We start from the raw sequence: 16326 nt of genomic DNA, 5'->3' as shown, positions 1-16326 counted from the left end.
AACGAACCGGTCACACCCCGTGACCAGAGAACTCGAGGAGGAGTATGCGGCGGTCGGTCGCGGTGACGTGGCACGCATCGTTCTCAGTGATCGCTGCGATCCTCTACTTCTTCTTCGTGCTCCCACGCTGGTACGAGCTGATGGGCGAGACGTCCCACACGCTGGGCACCGTGGTGCGCATCGTGGCGGGCGCGCTCATCGGCCTCGCCGCGCTCCCGGTGGTGTTCACACTGCAGCGCACCCGCCGCCCGGAGTTCCAGACGCCGCAGCTGGCGTTGAGCCTGCGCGCCTGGTCGACAGTGCTGCACGTGCTGGCCGGCCTGCTCATCATCGGCGCGGCCGTCAGCGAGATCTGGCTGAACCTCGACTCGGCCGGGACGTGGCTGTTCGGGATCTACGGCGCGGCCGCCGCCATCGCCGTGCTCGGCGTCCTCACCTTCCACCTGGCCTTCGTCGCCGAACTGCCCCCGCCGCCGCCGAAACCCCTGAAGCCGAAGAAGACCTCGGTCAGCAGGCGCGGCCGCAAGAAGACCGCCACCGAGGCCGACGACACCGACGCCGAGGCCGCTGAGACCGAGGACACAGAAGACGCCGCGGACGCCGACGACACCGTCGCCGACGAGACGGCCGAGGAACCGGAGGCCGATCAGCCGGCCGAGGTCACCGCCGCGGAACTCACGGACTCCGACGCCGAGGAGAAAACCCTCGAAGGCGCCGCTGACCAGGCATCCGACCAGCCGGCCGGCGACCAGGACGCCGGTTCCGGCGGCCGGTTGCGCAACCGGCGGCCGTCGGGAACCCGTCGGCGTCGGCTGCGCGGCGGCGTCGCGGTAGAGGACTGACCGAAGTCTGACAACGCCGGGTCCGCGCCGTGGGCGCGGTTGGTTCTTCGACAGCCTGGGTATTTGACCGCCACTATGGACCACATGGCCGTTCCCCCGTTGCGTCGACGACCGCTGACGATCCTGACCGTGCTGGCCGCTGTCCTGGCGCTGGTCGCACCCGCGTTCGCCGGTACGTCGATGGCCGCCCCTGCCGATCCGGTTGCGGCGTCCGCGCAGGTGGAGCCCGCCGTGGTGCGGCTGAACACGGAGATCGACTACCAGAACGTCTTCGGAACGGGGACAGGCATCGTCCTCGACCCGGGCGGTCAGGTGCTGACGAACTACCACGTGGTCCAGGGTGCCGACCGGATCAGTGCCGACGTGGCCGGCCGTTCCTACCCGGCCCAGCTCGTCGGGTACAACCGCGGCCAGGACATCGCCGTCCTTCAGCTCCTCGGCGCAGGTGGGCTGCCCGCGGCGCCGATCGGCGACTCGTCGGCCCTGGTGCCGGGCGAACCGGTGGTGGCGCTCGGTAACGCCGACGGCAGCGACGCACCCTTGACCCGCGAGGTCGGAACGGTCACCGCATTCGGCCGCACGGTCGAGGCCGAGGACGCACTGACCGGCAGCTCGGACGAGCTGAACGGGCTGATCGAGTTCGCGGCGCCGGTGCGTGCCGGTGACTCCGGTGGCCCGGTGGTCAACGGCGCGGGGCAGGTCGTGGGCATCACCACCGCAGCGTCGGTGAACTATCAGCTGGGGCCCGGCGGCAAGGGTTTCGCGATCCCGATCAACGACGCGGTCGGCATCGCCAACCGGATCCGCACGCTTGCGCCCGCCCCCGACATCCACATCGGCCCGCCGTCGCTGCTTGGCGTCGGAGTGCGCACCGCCCCGCGCAGCGGCCCCGGCGTCATCATCCAGGAGGTGCTGCGCGGCGGCCCGGCCGAACAGACCGGCCTGCTCGACGGTGATGTGCTCACCACGATCGACGGCACCCCGATCGGCACCGCGACCGAGCTGACCTTCGTGCTGGACCGGCACTACCCGGGCGACGTGGTGGATCTGACCTGGATCGACCGCGGCGGTCAGGAACGTACCGGCAAGGCGACCCTCACCGCGGGCTGACCTCACCCAGCAGCCGCTCGAGTCCGGCGATCGCCAGGTCGAGTTCGAACTCGAACTGGCCGTCGTCGGATGCCGACGCCGTGGCCAGCACCCTGCGCAGTGCCGGGTAGTCCGTGTCCGCCGCGCTCAGCAGCGCCGCGCGGGTCTGCGCCTCGTGCCGGTCGTGCACCGACGTCTGGGCGGCCTCCTGTGCGGCCGCCTGAGCGATGTTGGCCACGGCGGTGACGCCCCGGCGCGCGTCGTCGACGCCGAACCCGGCGGTCAGCATCGCGTCGAGCACGCGTTCGGCCAGCGCGAGCACGGCGGTGGCACCGACGCCGTAGAACGGCGAGTGGTCGACCGCGCTGCTCATCTGGACGCCGACCTGGATCAAGCCGTCCCGGAACGCGAACGCATACGACCGCAGCACCACGCGCCAGTCGCCGTCCTCGGGCAGCTCCACACGGCGCAGCTCCGACTCGAACCGGTCGAGCACCACAAGGGTCAGCAGGCCCTGCCGGTCGCCGACGTAGTAATGCAGCGCCTTGCGGCTGACCCCGAGCGCGTCGGCCACCCCCTGCATGGTCAGCCCACGGCCCGCCGTCCGCGCGGCCGCGACGATCTGCTCGCGGTCGAGGCGGGCCGGGCGGCCGCGTGGCCGGGGCGCGTCCGCCGGGTCGTCGACGTCGCTGCTCACACCGGCAGCCTACGTACTATTTTTCGCCGGTCGGTAAAAAACGCCGCAAAACGCGCCTGTGCGCCCTAATCTGAGCGAGTGCCCAACACCTATCGCGTCGTCCAGTGGACGACTGGAAACGTCGGGAAGAGTTCGGTCGCCGCGATCGCACGCAACCCGCACCTCGAACTCGTCGGCTGCTACGCGTGGTCGGCGGACAAGGCCGGCCGCGACGTCGGTGAGCTCTGCGGGATCGAACCGCTCGGCGTCACGGCCACCAACGACGTCGGGGAACTGCTCGCGCTCAAGCCGGACGTCGTGGTGTACAACCCGATGTGGATCGACGTCGACGAGCTCGCGGGCATCCTCGAGGCCGGTGTCAACGTGGTGGCCTCCGCGTCGTTCATCACCGGACGCAACCTCGGCGACGGCCGCGACAAGCTCGAAGCAGCCTGCCAGAAGGGCGGTTCGACGCTGTTCGGTTCCGGCGTCAGCCCCGGCTTCGCCGAACTGCTCGCGATCGTGGCGGCCACCGCCTGCGACCGGGTCGACAAGATCATCATCGCCGAGTCCGCCGACACCACGCTCTACGACTCCCCGGACACCGAGCGCCCCACCGGCTTCGGCACCGCGATCGACGATCCGAACCTGCAGCCGATGGCCGCCGACGGCACCGCGGTGTTCGCCGAGGCGGTGCAACTGGTCGCCGACGCGATCGGCGTCGAGCTGGACGAGATCACGTGCGTGCCCGAATACGCGCAGACCACCGAGGATCTGGTGATGGCATCGTGGACCATCCCGGCCGGTCACGTGGCGGGTGTCGCTGCCAGCTGGCGGGGCATCGCCGGCGGCAGGACCGTCGTGGACATCAACGTCCGGTGGAAGAAGGGTCAGACCCTCGAACCCGATTGGCAGCTCGACGCGGACGGCTGGAAGATCACCATCGAGGGCAGGCCCACGGTCAACATGCAGGTGGGATTCATGCCGCCGCAGGACATGATCGAGAACGCGAAGTCGATCGAGGACTTCTTCGTGCTGGGCCACATCATGACCGCGATGCCGCCGATCCACGCGATCGCGGCGGTCGTCGCCGCGGCGCCGGGCATCGCCACCTACAACGACCTGCCGCTGAATCTGCCGCGCGGGGTGGTGCCGACGGCCTGATCGGTCTCAGCCCGGCCCGGCCAGCTCGATTCCGGTCGCCGCCCGCAGCGCAGCACCGCGGGCGGTGCCCGACTGGTCGGCCTTCTTGAGTTGGGCCGGGAAGCTGACGCCGACGAGTTCGCGCTCGAGGCTCTTCACCGGGACCATCAGCTCGAGCCACACGTCCGGGATCGCCAGTTCGAGTGGGACATTCGACAGGTCCTGCTCGAGGAGGAAGGCGTACGCGGTCAGTTTCCCGTCGGTGGCCGCGGCGACCACCTTCCAGTACCGCACCGGGATCTGCACGCGCACCGGACCGTTCGGGCCTTCTCCGAGGAAGACGGGGTCGTCGGCGGCGAGCACCGGACCGGCGAACACCGATACCCGGCCGGTGCCCGCCTGCTTGGCGATCAGGTTCTCCAGTGCGCCCCAGTTCTTCGCCCTGGCCTGGTTGAACCCCGCGACCTGCGGTGTGCAGTTGGTGATGTGGAAGGTGTCGCCGTTGGCGTCGCGCACCCCCTGGTAGCTCGAGCCCCATGCGGCGTCCTCGCGCCGCACCACGTGCCCGCGGTCGAATGCACCGCGGTCCTTGGTGAAGAACCGGTCCGTGAGCTGGAATTCCGCGGGCACCCGCGGGTCGACGAACCACAACTCGATGTCGTTGCGGCCCAACCCCGAGAGCCCCTTGCGGGAGTAGTCCCCCGGCTCGGGTTCCTTGGCGGCAGGCGAGAAGTCGGCGTTGCACGCGGTCAACGCGGCCAGCCTGCGGCGCTTGTCCATCACGATCGAGAAGTGGTGGTAGGGGATGTAGGGCGTGCCGTCCTGCATCGTGACGACCGTTGTGGGATCGGTGGCTGCGGGCGGCGGCAGCTCGAGACCGTCGAGAAACGCGCTGTCGTAACCGGTTCGGTTGCTGTAGTCGGTGTCGTGGTGTGGTGCCACCATCGCCTCGGTGGCGACGGGGTCGGTGGGAGCTGGGGCGGACACGGTCACCGGCGCGCCGGCGATCCGCACCGTGACCTCGATGGGGATGTCGTAGCGGACGGTCAGCTGTTCGGGCACGGCGGTCCGCGCCGGCGCGGGCGCCTCGGCGCCGGTCTGCTGCCACCAGGTGTCCCACTCACCGGCGGCGGGCGCGGGCCGGCCTGCGAAGGACACCCCGCTGTCCACCACCCGCCGGTCATCGGCGAGGTCGCAGGCCGGCACCGCGTAGTTCTCCTTGAGGTAGACGCCGGCGAAATGCAGTGCCAGCACGTGACCGGTGCGCACGTCGATGACCGCCGAACCGGAGTTGCCGCCGAGCGTCGAGCTGTCGTGGGTGCCGACGTCGACACGCTTGCCGAAGCTGGTGGTCGGCGCGCGGCCCCTGATCTTCCCCGGCTGCAGTCGCTTGACGTTGTACACACCGCGGAACACCTTGTGCTGCACCGCCGCGTCGTTGCGTGGGTCGAACGCCGGATAGCCGACGCAGGCGATCTCCCGGTCGACGAGGTCGGCCGGGTCGTCGAGTGACAGCTGCAGCACCGGATGTCGCCCGGCCAGCCCGTCGACCCGCAGCAGCGCCATGTCCCAGTAGGGGTGGATCATCGCGACGCCGAGGATGTCGAGCACGATCGACGCGTCGCTGCCCGCCTCGTGAGCGAAGTCGACGTCCGGGCTCATGCCCGGCAGGAAGCGCAGGTCGCGAATTCCGAGACCGGACGTGAACAGCTCCGCCACATGGCGATTCGTCATCAGTAGGCCCTCGCCCGCGACGAAGGCGGTGCCGCCGTAGGGCAGCGACGGGTGGCCGGGCAGGTCGACCCGCCCGATCGACGACAGGGTCGACCTGATCGCCGCGTGCAGCGCAGGATCGGTGTCGAGGTGCTGCCAGAGCGGGTCCTCGATGGTGAAGTCCCCGTCGACGACGTCGATGGCCGGCCGTAGTTCGGGCAGCACGATCGCCTCGAGGGCGAACTCGCCGTCGGGCCCCAGCTCCTGGCGGTGCGCCAGCCGGTCGACGGCGTCCGCGCCCCTCGGATCGCTCAGTGTGCCGGCCAGATTCGGTGTGACGCCCTCGTGGAACGTCTCCGGTGTGTCGTCGGGGGCCAGCTGCCCGATGACCGTGCGCAACCTGTCCAGTTTGTCCACGCTGTGAGCCTGTGCGCACCGGGCGGAACCGTACAGGGTAGTGCGCTACCTCACCCCTGATGTCGGCGGAGTGCCGACGGTGGGTCCGTACATCGGGCTCTTCACCACTTCGAGGACCGCGGCCGTCAGCGTCGCCCCGGCCGGTCCGGCCACCGTGACGTCCTTCATGTACCGCGCCTCGTTGCCGTGCACGGTGAAGGTGCCGTCCTGGGGATCGCGCCCACCGCTCACCCGGTAGCGCACCTGCAATTCCTCCTCGGGCAGCGGGCGCATGCCGACGTACTTCGGTTCGATCGTGTAGGTGTAGACGCACTCGCCGGGCCGCGCGCAATTCTGCCCGGTCACCGTGACGCCGACCGTGAACTCGTTGGCCGCGGGTACCGGCGGGGCGACCGATGCGATCGGGGTCCGCGGCGCGGCGGGGGCATCGGCCAGGTCATCGGAGGCGAACAGGAGGTAGGTTCCGACCCCGACGCCGCCCACCACGATGGCGACCAGCGCGGCGCCCGCCGCGCCCTTGCGGATGGTGTCGGCCCAAGCGCTCAGTCCCATCGGCGGGCCGTCACTCGGTCACCCGGTTGCCGTTTTCGTCCCAGTTCGCGGCGACCTTCTTGCTCGGCTGCACGCGTGGCGGTTCTCCCGGCATCTTCGGGTAGCTCGGCGGGTAGGGCAGGTCACCGAGGCCGCGGTCCTCGTCGGCGGCCACCATGTCGAGGAGCTTCTGCAGTGAGTGCGCCGTGTCGTCGATGCCCGCCCACGGGTCGGGCCGGCCCGCCACGAAGTCGGGCACCGTGGCGATCGTGTAGTCGTCGGGATCGGCGTCGGCCAGCTCGTCCCACGTCAACGGCGTCGAGACGGTGGCGATGGGGGTCTTGCGCGCCGAGTACGCCGAGGCGAATGTCCGGTCGCGCGCGTTCTGGTTGTAGTCGATGAACACCCGCTCGCCGCGGTCTTCCTTCCACCAGGACGTGGTGACGTCGTCGGGTGCGCGTCGCTCCACCTCGCGCGCCAGCGCGATGCCGGCGCGACGGACGGCGACGAAGTCCCAGTTGTTCTCGATGCGCAGGAAGATGTGCACGCCGCGGCCGCCGGAGGTCTTGGGGTAGGCGGCGAGGCCGAGTTCGTCGAGCAGCGGTTTGAGGACGCCGACGGCGATCGCGCTGGCCTCCTTGAAGCCGGTGCCCGGCTGTGGATCGAGGTCGATGCGCAGTTCGTCGGGGTGCTCGGTGTCGGGACAGCGCACCTGCCACGGGTGCAGGGTGACGGTGCCCATCTGCGCGGCCCAGGCGATGGCCGACGGGTGGGTGACCTTCAGCGCGTCTGCCGTGCGGCCCGACGGGAAGGTGACGGTGCACGTCTCGAGATAGTCGGGATGCTTCTGCGGCACCCGCTTCTGATAGATCTCCTCGCCGTCGATGCCGTCGGGAAATCTCTGCAGGTGTGTCGGCCGGTCCCGGAGGACGGCGACCATCGGGCCGGCGACCGCACGGTAGTAGTCGAACAGCGTGCCCTTGGTGCCCTTCGATCCGAGCTTCGGGAAATACGGCTTGTCGCGGTTGGTCAGCCGGACCTTGACACCGTCGACGTCGACTTCCTCTGCGGGAGTGGGCATCAGGACTCCAGTACGTCGTAGAGGTCGTAGGTGAGCGGCGCGTCGAGCTGGTCGAAGGTGCAGCTGCGCGGGTCGCGGTCGGGCCGCCAGCGGACGAACTTCACCGCGTGCCGGAATCGTTGGCCGGCCTCGCCGTTGCCTTCCATCTGGTCGTAGTGCACCTCGCACACCCGCTCCGGCCGGACCGGGATCCAGCGCTTGTCGGCGGCGGAGTTCCACCGGCTCGGATCGCCCTCGCGCACGTCGTCGCCTTCCCGCAGTGGTTCCAGCTCGGCCAGCATCCGGATGCGGTCCTTGGTGCTGAACGACGCTGCGCCGCCGACCATCTGCAGTTCTCCGTCGTCACGGTACAGGCCCAGCAGCACCGATCCGACGCCTTCGCCACTCTTGTGGATGCGGTACCCCATTGCGACACAGTCTGCGTCACGGGCGTGTTTGACCTTGACCATCTCCCGCTTGCCGGGCAGGTACTGACCGTCGAGCCGTTTGGCGATCACGCCGTCGAGTCCGGCGCCCTCGAAGGTGTCGAGCCACTGCTCGCCGGTCTGCGGGTCCTCGGTGGTGCGGGTGACGTGGCACCACTGCTTCTCGTGCACCGCGTCGGCCAGCGCCTGTCTGCGGACGCGGAAGGGCTCCTTGGTGAGCAGTGTGTCGCCGACGGCGAGGGCGTCGAATCCGATGAAGTGCGCCGGGGTCTGCTCGGCCAGCAGCTTCACCCGTGACGCCGCCGGATGAATGCGCTGCGAAAGCGATTCCCAGTCCAGCCGGATCCGGCCTGCGATCTCGCGGGGCACCACGATCTCGCCGTCGAGCACGCATCGCTCGGCCACTTCGTCGCGCAGCGCCACCGCCAGTTCGGGGAAGTACCGGCCGAGGTCCTTACCCGTGCGCGACTGCAGGAGGATCTCGTCACCGTCGCGGAAGACGACGGCGCGGAAGCCGTCCCACTTCGGCTCGTAGGACCACACGCCCGCGTCGGCCGGCACCTTGGCCTGCGCCTTGGCCAGCATCGGCTCGATGGGGGGCTGAACGGGTAGGTGCACGGTTCCCATAGTCGTGCAGACCGCATGCGCCGGGCAATGTCATCGACCCGACGGGGCGGGATCAGCGGCGAGGCGTGATCCGGATCGGCAGCGAGTCGATGCCGATACCCACGTTGTGGACCGGGCCGCCGCCGGACCACACCCCGGGACCGGCGAGCTCGACGTCGTAGCCGGCCGCGATGGCCGCGAACACCACCTGCACCTCCTTGCGGGCGAGGTTGGCGCCGAGGCAGTAGTGCACACCGCCTCCGCCGAACGACACGTGCGGGTTGGGGAAGCGGTGCACGTCGAACCGGAAGGGGTCGTCGAACACGGACTCGTCCCGGTTGCCCGACGGGTACCAGAGCAGCACGCGGTCACCCGCCCGTACGTCCTGGCCGCCGATGGTCACGTCCACGGTGGCGGTGCGCCCGAAGAAGATCACCGGGCTGGACCAGCGGATGGCCTCGTCGGCGGCGGTCGCGCAGAGGTCGGGGTTGGCCCGCAGCTCGGCGAGCTGCGCGGGATCGTCGAGCAGCTCCATGAGCCCCTGCGCCAGCGCGTTGCGGGTGGTCTCGCTGCCGGCGATGGCCAGGATGAGGAAGAACATCTCGAGTTCGAAGCCGTCGAGCTGTCCGGCCAGCTTGGTCCAGACGTCGTCGGTCGGGTTGGCCCGCTTGTCGGCGGTGAGCCGCTGCGCATACTCGAAGAGCTCGACCTGGAATCCCAGCCGATCCTCGTCGGTGTAGCCGTTGTACGGGTTGCCCGACTTGAGCAGGTGGTCGACCCGCTCGAACACCCACGGCCGGTCGGTCTCGGGGATTCCGACGATGTCGGCGATGAGGTGCATCGGCACCTGGTAGGCGATGTCGCGGACGAAGTCGCAGGTGCCGCCCGCCGCTGCGGCGAGGATGTCCGCGGTGCGAGTGGCGATGCGCTGCTCGAGCCTACCGATCATGCGCGGGGTGAACTCCGAGGTGATGATCCGGCGCATCTCGGCCTGGTCGGGCGGATCCATCGACACCAGGGTCCGGCCCGCGGACAGCAGTGGGTCCGCCGCCATCATCGGGCCGCCGGCGGCCTCGAAGGTCTTCCAGTCGCGATTGACCTGCTGGATCTCGTGGTGGGTGACGATCGACCAGAACGGGATCGACGGGATCGCCGGGCGGCCCTCGACGGCGAGGTGGCGGTGCACCGGGCCGCGTCGGCGCAGCTCGGTGAAGACCTCGTGCGGGAAGCCCGCCGTGTACAGCTGCGGGTCGGTGAGGTCGACGTCGGTGATCTCGCTCATGAGACGGCCTGTCGGATGAGTGCGCGGACCGCCGCTTCGTCGGCCGCTTCGCCGAGCAGGAGGCGCCGGTACACGAGGCCGCCGGCGAGCATGTCGACGAGTGCGTCGGCGTCGGTCGCGTCCGGGACGTCGCCGCGCCGGCGTGCCCGTTCCACCGCGTCGAGCACCGGCTGGCAGCATCGGCCGGCGAAGGTGCGCACGATTGATCGGATCGACTCGTCGTTGGTGGCTTCGGCGAGCAGCGCAGGCAGCAGCGCGGCGAGTTCGGGCTGGGTGAGCATGTCGGCGATCGGCAGCATGGCGGCGAACAGGTCGTCGACGAAGGATCCGGTGTCCACCGAATCCGACGGCGCGGTGATGGACACCGCGACGAATTGGACGAGCTCACCCTTGCTGCGCCAGCGGCGGTAGATCGAGCCGCGGCCGACGCCCGCGCGGGTGGCGATTCCCTCGATGGTCGCGCCGCCCCAGCCCTTGGCCGCGACCTCGGCGACGGTCGCGTCGACGATCAGCGCGTCCAGCCGGTCGTCTCGGGGGCGCCCTCGACGCGCTCTGCGCTCGGCGGGCGGGCTCATCGTCGCGGTTCCCGGCATGTCGTAATACTGAACCGACGAGTTCCGGAAATCAAGCGTCTCGTAAATCTTGTGCGACCGCGGCTCGGCGACGGCGAGAATGGTCGGATGCAGCTGCCCGTCCTGCCGCCGGTACGGCCGATGCTCGCGAAGTCGGTGCCGGCGATTCCGCCCGATGCGATGTACGAGCCAAAGTGGGACGGCTTCCGGTCGATCTGTTTCCGCGACGGCGACACCGTCGAGTTCGGCAGCCGCAACGAACGGCCGATGACGCGGTACTTCCCCGAACTCGTCGCGGCGGCCACGGCCGAACTGCCGCAGCGGTGCGTGATCGACGGTGAGATCGTCATCGCCACCGGCGCGGGCCTCGACTTCGAGGCGCTGCAGCTGCGCGTGCACCCGGCCGCGTCGCGGGTGCGGATGCTCGCCGACACCACGCCGGCGTCGTTCGTCGCGTTCGACCTGCTCGCGCTCGACGACACCGACTACACCGGGCGGCCGTTCCGTGAGCGCCGTGCCGCGCTCGTCGAGGCCCTCGCCGGATCCGGCCCGTCGATCCACGTCACGCCGGTCACCACCGACCTCTCGACGGCGCAGCGGTGGTTCGACGAATTCGAGGGCGCCGGCCTGGACGGGGTGATCGCCAAACCGCCGGACGGGACGTATCAGCCGGACAAGCGGGTGATGTTCAAGATCAAGCATCAGCGCACCGCGGACTGTGTGGTGGCGGGATACCGGCTGCACAAGTCGGGCGACGACGCGATCGGGTCCCTGATGCTCGGGCTCTACGACGACGACGGTGTCCTCGCGTCCGTCGGCGTCATCGGCGCCTTCCCCATGGCCACACGAAGGACGCTGTTCACCGAAATGCAGTCCCTCGTCACGACTTTCGATGGCCATCCGTGGAACTGGGCCGCCCACATGGAGGCCGGCCCGCAGCGCAACGCCGGCTCACGCTGGAACTCCGGCAAGGATCTGTCGTTCGTGCCCTTGCGCCCCGAGCGCGTGGTCGAGGTCCGCTACGACCACATGGAGGGCCGGCGTTTTCGGCACACCGCGCAGTTCAACCGCTGGCGTCCGGACCGGGAGCCGCGATCGTGTACCTATGACCAGCTGGAGCGGCCGGTCACGTTCGACGTGGGCGATATCGTCCCGGGTCTGGGTGCAGCCGGTTCTTGAGTAGCGCCGCGCCGCAGGTGATTCGCTGTTGCGGGCGCTTGACCAGGATGTCGAGTTTGCCCGGCGCCGGCGGCGCGGTGGAGCGGTAGCGGCCCCCGCTGGGGGTGACGAATTCGGCGGTGTGCACGCCGTCGGCCTCGCTGGTGGCGACCTGCCAGCCCGGGGCTTCCTTGTCATAGTTGCACCGCGCACAGTCCCCCAGGGCGTTGACCGCGCTGGTCGCCCCACCCCGATGATGCGGGTGGGCGTGGTCGTGGTGGCGGATCGGGGCATCGCAATACGGCGTGCGGCACCGCTGATCACGCAGATCGATGAACCTCGCCAGGGCTTTCGGGAAACACCGCGACCGCGACTCCATCGCCACCAACGCCCCCGACGACGGCCGCGCATAGAGCCGGCGCAACGCCGCCACCCCCGCACCCGCGGCATCAGCCACCATCTGACGCGCGATCTGCGCCGGGACCGGCCCATAGCCCTGCAGATGCGCCGGCTCACCATCCCCACCCAGCAGCGCCCGATCCGACATCACCAGATCCACCGTCACCGGCACCGGGTCCGCGGCATCCCGGCCGGTGACCCGCTCGAAGAGGGTGTCGGCCATCACCTGCCCGCGGGAACGGCCGTCACAGGTGGTGTCGGCCGCATTCTTGAGCGCGGCGTACACCGCCACCCCCTGGGCCATCGGCAGCAGCGCGCTCACGTACGCCATGACATCAGGGGCGGGCCGGATCGTCACCGTCCGGTCTTTCACCGCATTGGCCGCGCGGTCGACCACCGCCTGCGCATCCAACCGGTAGGCGATCTTCTTCGCGTTCGCCTCGATCCGGCCGTCTCCCAGGCCCTCCAATGCAGCCATCTCGCCGCACATCTCGGCGTCCAACTGCTTGCGGTGCTCGACCGACAGGCACGCCGACTCCCGCACGATCAACGTCGCCCGCCACTCGGTGAGCACCCCACACTCCAACGCCGCCAACGTGCACGGCATCTCATTGACCAACGCCCGGGCGAAACCCAGATGCCGCCCACCCTGATTGGGCGACGCCCGCCGCGCCAACGCGATCTCCCCGGCCAACCCCCGACCCCGCTTCGCCGCCGGCACACCCTCAGCGGCCTCGCGCGCGCGGCGCATCGCGTCGAGTTCAGCGGCGACCCGGGCCTGCCCGGCGGCGCAGGCGGCCTTGGCCGTCTCCAACTCCGCCAACCGGGCATGCAACCGGGCTTCGTCAGCCCCGAACGGCACCGCCGACAACTCTTCGAACATGTGTGCGATCATACCGACGCCCACCGACACGCCGGTTCCGGCTAGATTGCGGTCGTGACCCGCACCCCCGCGGGCCGGTTCGCGCCGAGCCCGTCGGCCGATCTGCACATCGGCAACCTGCGCACCGCAGTGCTCGCGTGGCTGTTCGCCCGCTCCACCGGCAGGCGCTTCCTGATGCGGGTGGAGGACCTCGACGACCGCACCCGATCCGAAGTGGCGCAGCGGCAACTCGCCGACCTCGCGGCGATCGGGCTCACCTGGGACGGCCCCGCGGAGTGGCAGTCAGAGCACCGCGACCGATACGACGCCGTGGTCGACCGGCTGACCGACGCCGGCCGCATCTACGAATGCTATTGCAGCAGAAGAGACATCGCGCAGGCCCCAAGAGCACCTCACGCGCCGGAGGGCGCCTATCCAGGTACCTGCCGGGAATTGACCGCCGCGCAACGCAGCCGCCGCCGCGCCGAGACCGGCCGGCCGCCCGCGCTGCGGCTGCGCACCGACGTACACACCTACACCGTCACCGACCTGCTGCACGGCGAATACACCGGCGTCGTCGACGACTTCGTGGTCCGGCGCGGCGACGGCGTGCCCGCCTACAACCTCGCGGTGGTCGTCGACGATGCCGACCAGGGCGTCGATCAGATCGTCCGCGGCGACGACCTGCTGGCGTCCTCGCCCCGGCAGGCTTACCTCGCCCGCCTCCTCGGCCATCCCGAATCCACGTACGCCCACGTGCCGCTCGTCCTCAACGCCGACGGCGCCCGGCTGGCCAAACGCGACGGCGCGGTCACCCTCTCCGAGATCGGTGTCGGACGTGCCGTCGCTCAGATCGCCGACTCCCTCGGCCGGCCGGCAGCCACACTCAGCGAGCTGGCGAGCCGGTTCGATCCGGCGGCGCTACCCCGCGAGCCGTGGATCTACCTGCCCGGGTAGCGGATCCGCTCAGCGACCGGTCAGCTCGGCGAGGAACGCCTCCAGCGCAGCGACGGCGACGGCGCTGATCTCGCGGTCCGCCTCGGCGTCGGTCACCACCTGCGCGTCCACACCCGCGGCGGTGGCCGTCTCCTCCGGAGTGAGCTCGGCCTCGCGCCGGGCGGCGTACAGCCGCACGCTCAACGGCGCCTCGGGCGCACCGGCGGCGCGCGAGACCAGCTCGTTGTAGGTGCGCCGCACAGCGCTGAGAACCAACACCAGCGCCGACGTCTCCTTGGTGCCCCGGATGGTGTCGCCGACGGACGCCTCGAGCCGGCGCAGGTCCGCCAGCAGTGCCGCGTCGTCGTCGAACGTCGCCGACGAGACGAGCGACAGAGCCGCCGCCCTGGCCTTGATCGCACTCAGCGTCAGCTCGTAGGAGTCGACGAGCACCGCGATTCGCACACTCTCGGTGATGAATTCGGTCGTCTCGTCGGGTTCGTCCGGAACGGTTCCCCCCGAGTGGACCCGGTCGAGGGTGCCCACCGGCCACTTCAACGCCTTCTCGATCCTGGCCCGCGCACCCTCGCCGGGCCATACGGCGCCGCGTTCGAACTCGGCGAGTTCGGCCCTGGCAATCACCCCGTCGTCCTCGAGGTCCTGGCGGGAGAAGCCGAGCTCTTCGCGCCTGGCCCTGACCGCTGCGCCCGCGACGGCGGTGCGCGGATCGATCTCGTCGGTGTCGATCTCGTGATCGCCGTGCCGGTTCTGCGGCAGCGTCGGCGGTTTGTGCGCGGCATTGCCGGACTCCGCGAGTGTGAACGTGACGGCTATGCCGTCGGGATGGCCGATCCGCACAGTGAGGCCGTCGGTCACGGCGACCCGGCCGTCGATCCGTTCGCCGTCGAGGAAGGTGCCGTTGGTGCTGTGGGCGTCGGTGACTGTCCAGGCTCCGCCCGCGGGCTCGATGAGGAGGTGCGTGCGCGACACCCGCTGGTCGATGATGCGGATGTGGGCGGGCAGATCGCGGCCGACGGTGATGGCGCCTGCGCTGGCGCGGATGGTGTGCGGAGCGTGGTCGGCGCACAGGATGGTGAGCTCAGGAGGCTCGCGCCCGGGTTCGCTGGCGACCGGTGGGTCGATGCCTGCGTAGGCCATTTCCTCCCGCTTCTTCTCGCCGCTGTCTGTGCCGATGGTGATCGATCACCGATATCAGTGATTATGCACGGGAATTGCTGGCTGCCGCGTCGAGTCCGCGCACGCCGTCCTCCCCGTGGCGGCAGCATTCGGGTAGCTGACTACTCGCGCCACACCGCCGACCCGACCATAGCGTCAAGACGTCTCGATCAGGCGGCGTCAGTGGGGAGTCCGGCCATGACAGCACATGTGCGCTACACGCAGGCGGTGGTGGTCGTCGTCGGAGCGGTGTTGTCGGTGGCCGCCGTGGCGTGCTCGCAAGAAGATCCGCCGCCGCCACCGCCGACAACGACGACGACCGTGTCGACGGGGGCGGTGACCCCGACGACCACGACGCCGAACGGGATCCCGTCGCTGCCGCCGCCCACGACGGTGTCGACGGGTACCGCGACGAGCAGCAGCCCGGTCCTACCGACTCTTACGGAAACTTCGGTGCCGCCGACCACAGACGACATTCCGACCACGTCCGATGAACCCTGACGCCGACCGACCCAGGACGACGCCGGCGGTGGTGCTGACACCCGCCGTCGTCACCATTTTCACCACGATCGCTTCGCAAGCTGCGCTGATAGCCGCACTGCTCTACTACTTCGGGCGCGTCCACACCTTCGCCTTCTACCGCTACTTCGGTGTCGACGCCGGCACGCTCGGACTGTCGACCACCGAATACGTCGTTCGCAGTCTGGAGTCCGCAATCCTGCCGGTCGTCCTGGTGATCCTCGCCGGGTTGCTTCTCGCCACTTCCGCGCGACACATGGCGGCGGGGATCGACCGTGTCCGCGACCGCCCGCAGTGGTACCGCGTGGCGACGGCGGTCGTCGCCCTCGTGATCGTCGTGGCGACAGCGGCCATCCTCAACGGAGTCTCGTCGTGGGAGTGGGCCGAACTGACGCGCGGATACCTGCTGCCCTCCGCCGTCCTGGTGCTGGCAGGAGCACTGGTCGTCGCACGCCGCCTCTTCGCCCTCGGTACTTCGAACGGGACTGGCATCGAACGCTTGTGGTCGCTGACCGTCGGCGCGCTCGTGCTAGGTGGGGTGCTGTGGTTGACCGCGCTTTACGCGGCCGAGAAGGGCGAACGTGCGGCGACGGATCGCGTCGCGACTCTGACGTCGGCGGGAAGCACCGACCTCATCATCTACAGCGAGAATCTGCTGGGGCTCGAAAAGGACCGCATCCGAGTCGACCCGATCCCCACCATCGAGGGCAGCCGCTACCGCTTCCAGTATTCGGGTCTGCGACTGCTGTTCCGGACGGCTCACGAGTACGTCGTCGTGCCCGCCGAATGGCAGAAGGGCCGCGACCACGTCGCCGTCATCCCCATCGACGGCACCATGCGCTTCGATCTCGTCCCACACTGATCGATGACGACGTGAGCAGAACTCTTCTTATGGTGCC

Annotated in this window: 16 protein-coding genes; 6 read left to right on the top strand and 10 right to left on the bottom strand. The window is 69.7% G+C overall.

The annotated features are described in order from the left end of the window. The first annotated feature begins 44 nt into the window (after window positions 1–44). Both ACPCHZ_RS05945 and ACPCHZ_RS05940 read left to right on the top strand, forming a co-directional pair. The gene (locus ACPCHZ_RS05945; protein ID WP_423483921.1) at window positions 45–842 is read left to right on the top strand and encodes a hypothetical protein; all 798 of its coding nucleotides are present in this window, start codon (window positions 45–47) and stop codon (window positions 840–842) included. Window positions 843–926: 84 nt separating this feature from the next. Beyond that, window positions 927–1952, top strand: a complete 1026-nt coding sequence (locus tag ACPCHZ_RS05940) for a S1C family serine protease (RefSeq protein WP_423483920.1) — start codon at window positions 927–929, stop codon at window positions 1950–1952. Here ACPCHZ_RS05940 and ACPCHZ_RS05935 read toward each other — a convergent pair. Beyond that, a complete protein-coding gene (locus ACPCHZ_RS05935; RefSeq protein ID WP_423483919.1) occupies window positions 1939–2628 on the bottom strand; it encodes a TetR/AcrR family transcriptional regulator C-terminal domain-containing protein in 690 nt (229 codons plus the stop codon). The genes ACPCHZ_RS05940 and ACPCHZ_RS05935 overlap by 14 nt on opposite strands. A 78-nt stretch (window positions 2629–2706) precedes the next feature. Here ACPCHZ_RS05935 and ACPCHZ_RS05930 point away from each other — a divergent pair, with 78 nt between their 5' ends. Beyond that, window positions 2707–3771 carry a dihydrodipicolinate reductase gene (locus ACPCHZ_RS05930; protein ID WP_423483918.1) on the top strand — a complete coding sequence of 355 codons (1065 nt, stop codon included), beginning with the start codon at window positions 2707–2709 and terminating at the stop codon, window positions 3769–3771. A gap of 6 nt (window positions 3772–3777) precedes the next feature. On the opposite strand, the gene ACPCHZ_RS05925 is transcribed toward ACPCHZ_RS05930, so the two are convergent. The 6 genes from ACPCHZ_RS05925 to ACPCHZ_RS05900 are packed head-to-tail and all read right to left on the bottom strand — an operon-like array spanning window position 3778 to window position 10398. Next, window positions 3778–5880 (bottom strand): DNA/RNA non-specific endonuclease, encoded by a 2103-nt coding sequence (locus tag ACPCHZ_RS05925; RefSeq protein WP_423483917.1) that lies wholly within the window; start codon window positions 5878–5880, stop codon window positions 3778–3780. 45 nt (window positions 5881–5925) lie between these two features. Next, entirely contained in the window at window positions 5926–6432 is a 507-nt protein-coding gene (locus ACPCHZ_RS05920; protein ID WP_423483916.1) for a hypothetical protein, read from the bottom strand. 10 nt (window positions 6433–6442) lie between these two features. After that, entirely contained in the window at window positions 6443–7492 is a 1050-nt protein-coding gene (ligD, locus tag ACPCHZ_RS05915) for a non-homologous end-joining DNA ligase (RefSeq protein ID WP_423483915.1), read from the bottom strand. Further along, window positions 7492–8544: an ATP-dependent DNA ligase gene (locus ACPCHZ_RS05910; protein ID WP_423483914.1), complete on the bottom strand. Its 1053-nt coding sequence runs from the start codon at window positions 8542–8544 to the stop codon at window positions 7492–7494. Before ACPCHZ_RS05910 ends, ligD begins: the two co-directional genes overlap by 1 nt. 52 nt (window positions 8545–8596) lie before the next feature. After that, window positions 8597–9805 carry a cytochrome P450 gene (locus ACPCHZ_RS05905; RefSeq protein WP_423483913.1) on the bottom strand — a complete coding sequence of 403 codons (1209 nt, stop codon included), beginning with the start codon at window positions 9803–9805 and terminating at the stop codon, window positions 8597–8599. Further along, window positions 9802–10398 carry a TetR/AcrR family transcriptional regulator gene (locus tag ACPCHZ_RS05900; protein WP_423483912.1) on the bottom strand — a complete coding sequence of 199 codons (597 nt, stop codon included), beginning with the start codon at window positions 10396–10398 and terminating at the stop codon, window positions 9802–9804. The genes ACPCHZ_RS05905 and ACPCHZ_RS05900 overlap by 4 nt, the downstream gene beginning before the upstream one ends. 87 nt (window positions 10399–10485) lie before the next feature. On the opposite strand from ACPCHZ_RS05900, the gene ACPCHZ_RS05895 reads away from it, so the two are divergent. Continuing rightward, window positions 10486–11556 (top strand): ATP-dependent DNA ligase, encoded by a 1071-nt coding sequence (locus tag ACPCHZ_RS05895; RefSeq protein ID WP_423483911.1) that lies wholly within the window; start codon window positions 10486–10488, stop codon window positions 11554–11556. Here ACPCHZ_RS05895 and ACPCHZ_RS05890 read toward each other — a convergent pair. Further along, entirely contained in the window at window positions 11504–12817 is a 1314-nt protein-coding gene (locus ACPCHZ_RS05890; RefSeq protein ID WP_423483910.1) for an HNH endonuclease, read from the bottom strand. The two genes, ACPCHZ_RS05895 and ACPCHZ_RS05890, sit on opposite strands and share 53 nt — an antisense overlap. Window positions 12818–12871: 54 nt before the next feature. Here ACPCHZ_RS05890 and gluQRS point away from each other — a divergent pair, with 54 nt between their 5' ends. Further along, window positions 12872–13753, top strand: coding sequence for a tRNA glutamyl-Q(34) synthetase GluQRS (gene gluQRS / locus ACPCHZ_RS05885; protein ID WP_423483909.1), 882 nt, complete (start codon window positions 12872–12874; stop codon window positions 13751–13753). A gap of 9 nt (window positions 13754–13762) precedes the next feature. Here the strand turns inward: gluQRS and ACPCHZ_RS05880 are convergent, their stop codons facing one another. After that, complete coding sequence (locus ACPCHZ_RS05880; protein WP_423483908.1) at window positions 13763–14890, bottom strand: FHA domain-containing protein; 1128 nt, start codon at window positions 14888–14890, stop codon at window positions 13763–13765. Between the two features lie 233 nt (window positions 14891–15123). Continuing rightward, entirely contained in the window at window positions 15124–15384 is a 261-nt protein-coding gene (locus ACPCHZ_RS05875; protein ID WP_423483907.1) for a hypothetical protein, read from the bottom strand. A gap of 14 nt (window positions 15385–15398) precedes the next feature. Between ACPCHZ_RS05875 and ACPCHZ_RS05870 the strand changes: the two genes are divergently transcribed. Beyond that, complete coding sequence (locus tag ACPCHZ_RS05870) at window positions 15399–16289, top strand: hypothetical protein (RefSeq protein ID WP_423483906.1); 891 nt, start codon at window positions 15399–15401, stop codon at window positions 16287–16289. Window positions 16290–16326 lie beyond the last annotated feature (37 nt).

It is taken from the genome of Mycobacterium sp. NPDC050041 (assembly GCF_049541695.1).
Lineage (GTDB): Bacteria > Actinomycetota > Actinomycetes > Mycobacteriales > Mycobacteriaceae > Mycobacterium.
Note: the sequence above shows the minus strand (reverse complement) of the source record. Positions and strands in the feature narration are given on the sequence as shown.

Bases quoted from the DNA above. Each gene is read 5' to 3' on its own strand.
- ACPCHZ_RS05890 (WP_423483910.1), bottom strand. From the start codon at position 12,817: ATGTTCGAAGAGTTGTCGGCGGTGCCGTTCGGGGCTGACGAAGCCCGG.
- ACPCHZ_RS05895 (WP_423483911.1), top strand. From the start codon at position 10,486: ATGCAGCTGCCCGTCCTGCCGCCGGTACGGCCGATGCTCGCGAAGTCG.
- ligD (WP_423483915.1), bottom strand. From the start codon at position 7,492: ATGCCCACTCCCGCAGAGGAAGTCGACGTCGACGGTGTCAAGGTCCGG.
- ACPCHZ_RS05875 (WP_423483907.1), bottom strand. From the start codon at position 15,384: ATGTCGTCTGTGGTCGGCGGCACCGAAGTTTCCGTAAGAGTCGGTAGG.
- ACPCHZ_RS05880 (WP_423483908.1), bottom strand. From the start codon at position 14,890: ATGGCCTACGCAGGCATCGACCCACCGGTCGCCAGCGAACCCGGGCGC.
- ACPCHZ_RS05945 (WP_423483921.1), top strand. From the start codon at position 45: ATGCGGCGGTCGGTCGCGGTGACGTGGCACGCATCGTTCTCAGTGATC.
- ACPCHZ_RS05870 (WP_423483906.1), top strand. From the start codon at position 15,399: ATGAACCCTGACGCCGACCGACCCAGGACGACGCCGGCGGTGGTGCTG.
- ACPCHZ_RS05900 (WP_423483912.1), bottom strand. From the start codon at position 10,398: ATGCCGGGAACCGCGACGATGAGCCCGCCCGCCGAGCGCAGAGCGCGT.
- ACPCHZ_RS05910 (WP_423483914.1), bottom strand. From the start codon at position 8,544: ATGGGAACCGTGCACCTACCCGTTCAGCCCCCCATCGAGCCGATGCTG.
- ACPCHZ_RS05920 (WP_423483916.1), bottom strand. From the start codon at position 6,432: ATGGGACTGAGCGCTTGGGCCGACACCATCCGCAAGGGCGCGGCGGGC.
- ACPCHZ_RS05940 (WP_423483920.1), top strand. From the start codon at position 927: ATGGCCGTTCCCCCGTTGCGTCGACGACCGCTGACGATCCTGACCGTG.
- ACPCHZ_RS05905 (WP_423483913.1), bottom strand. From the start codon at position 9,805: ATGAGCGAGATCACCGACGTCGACCTCACCGACCCGCAGCTGTACACG.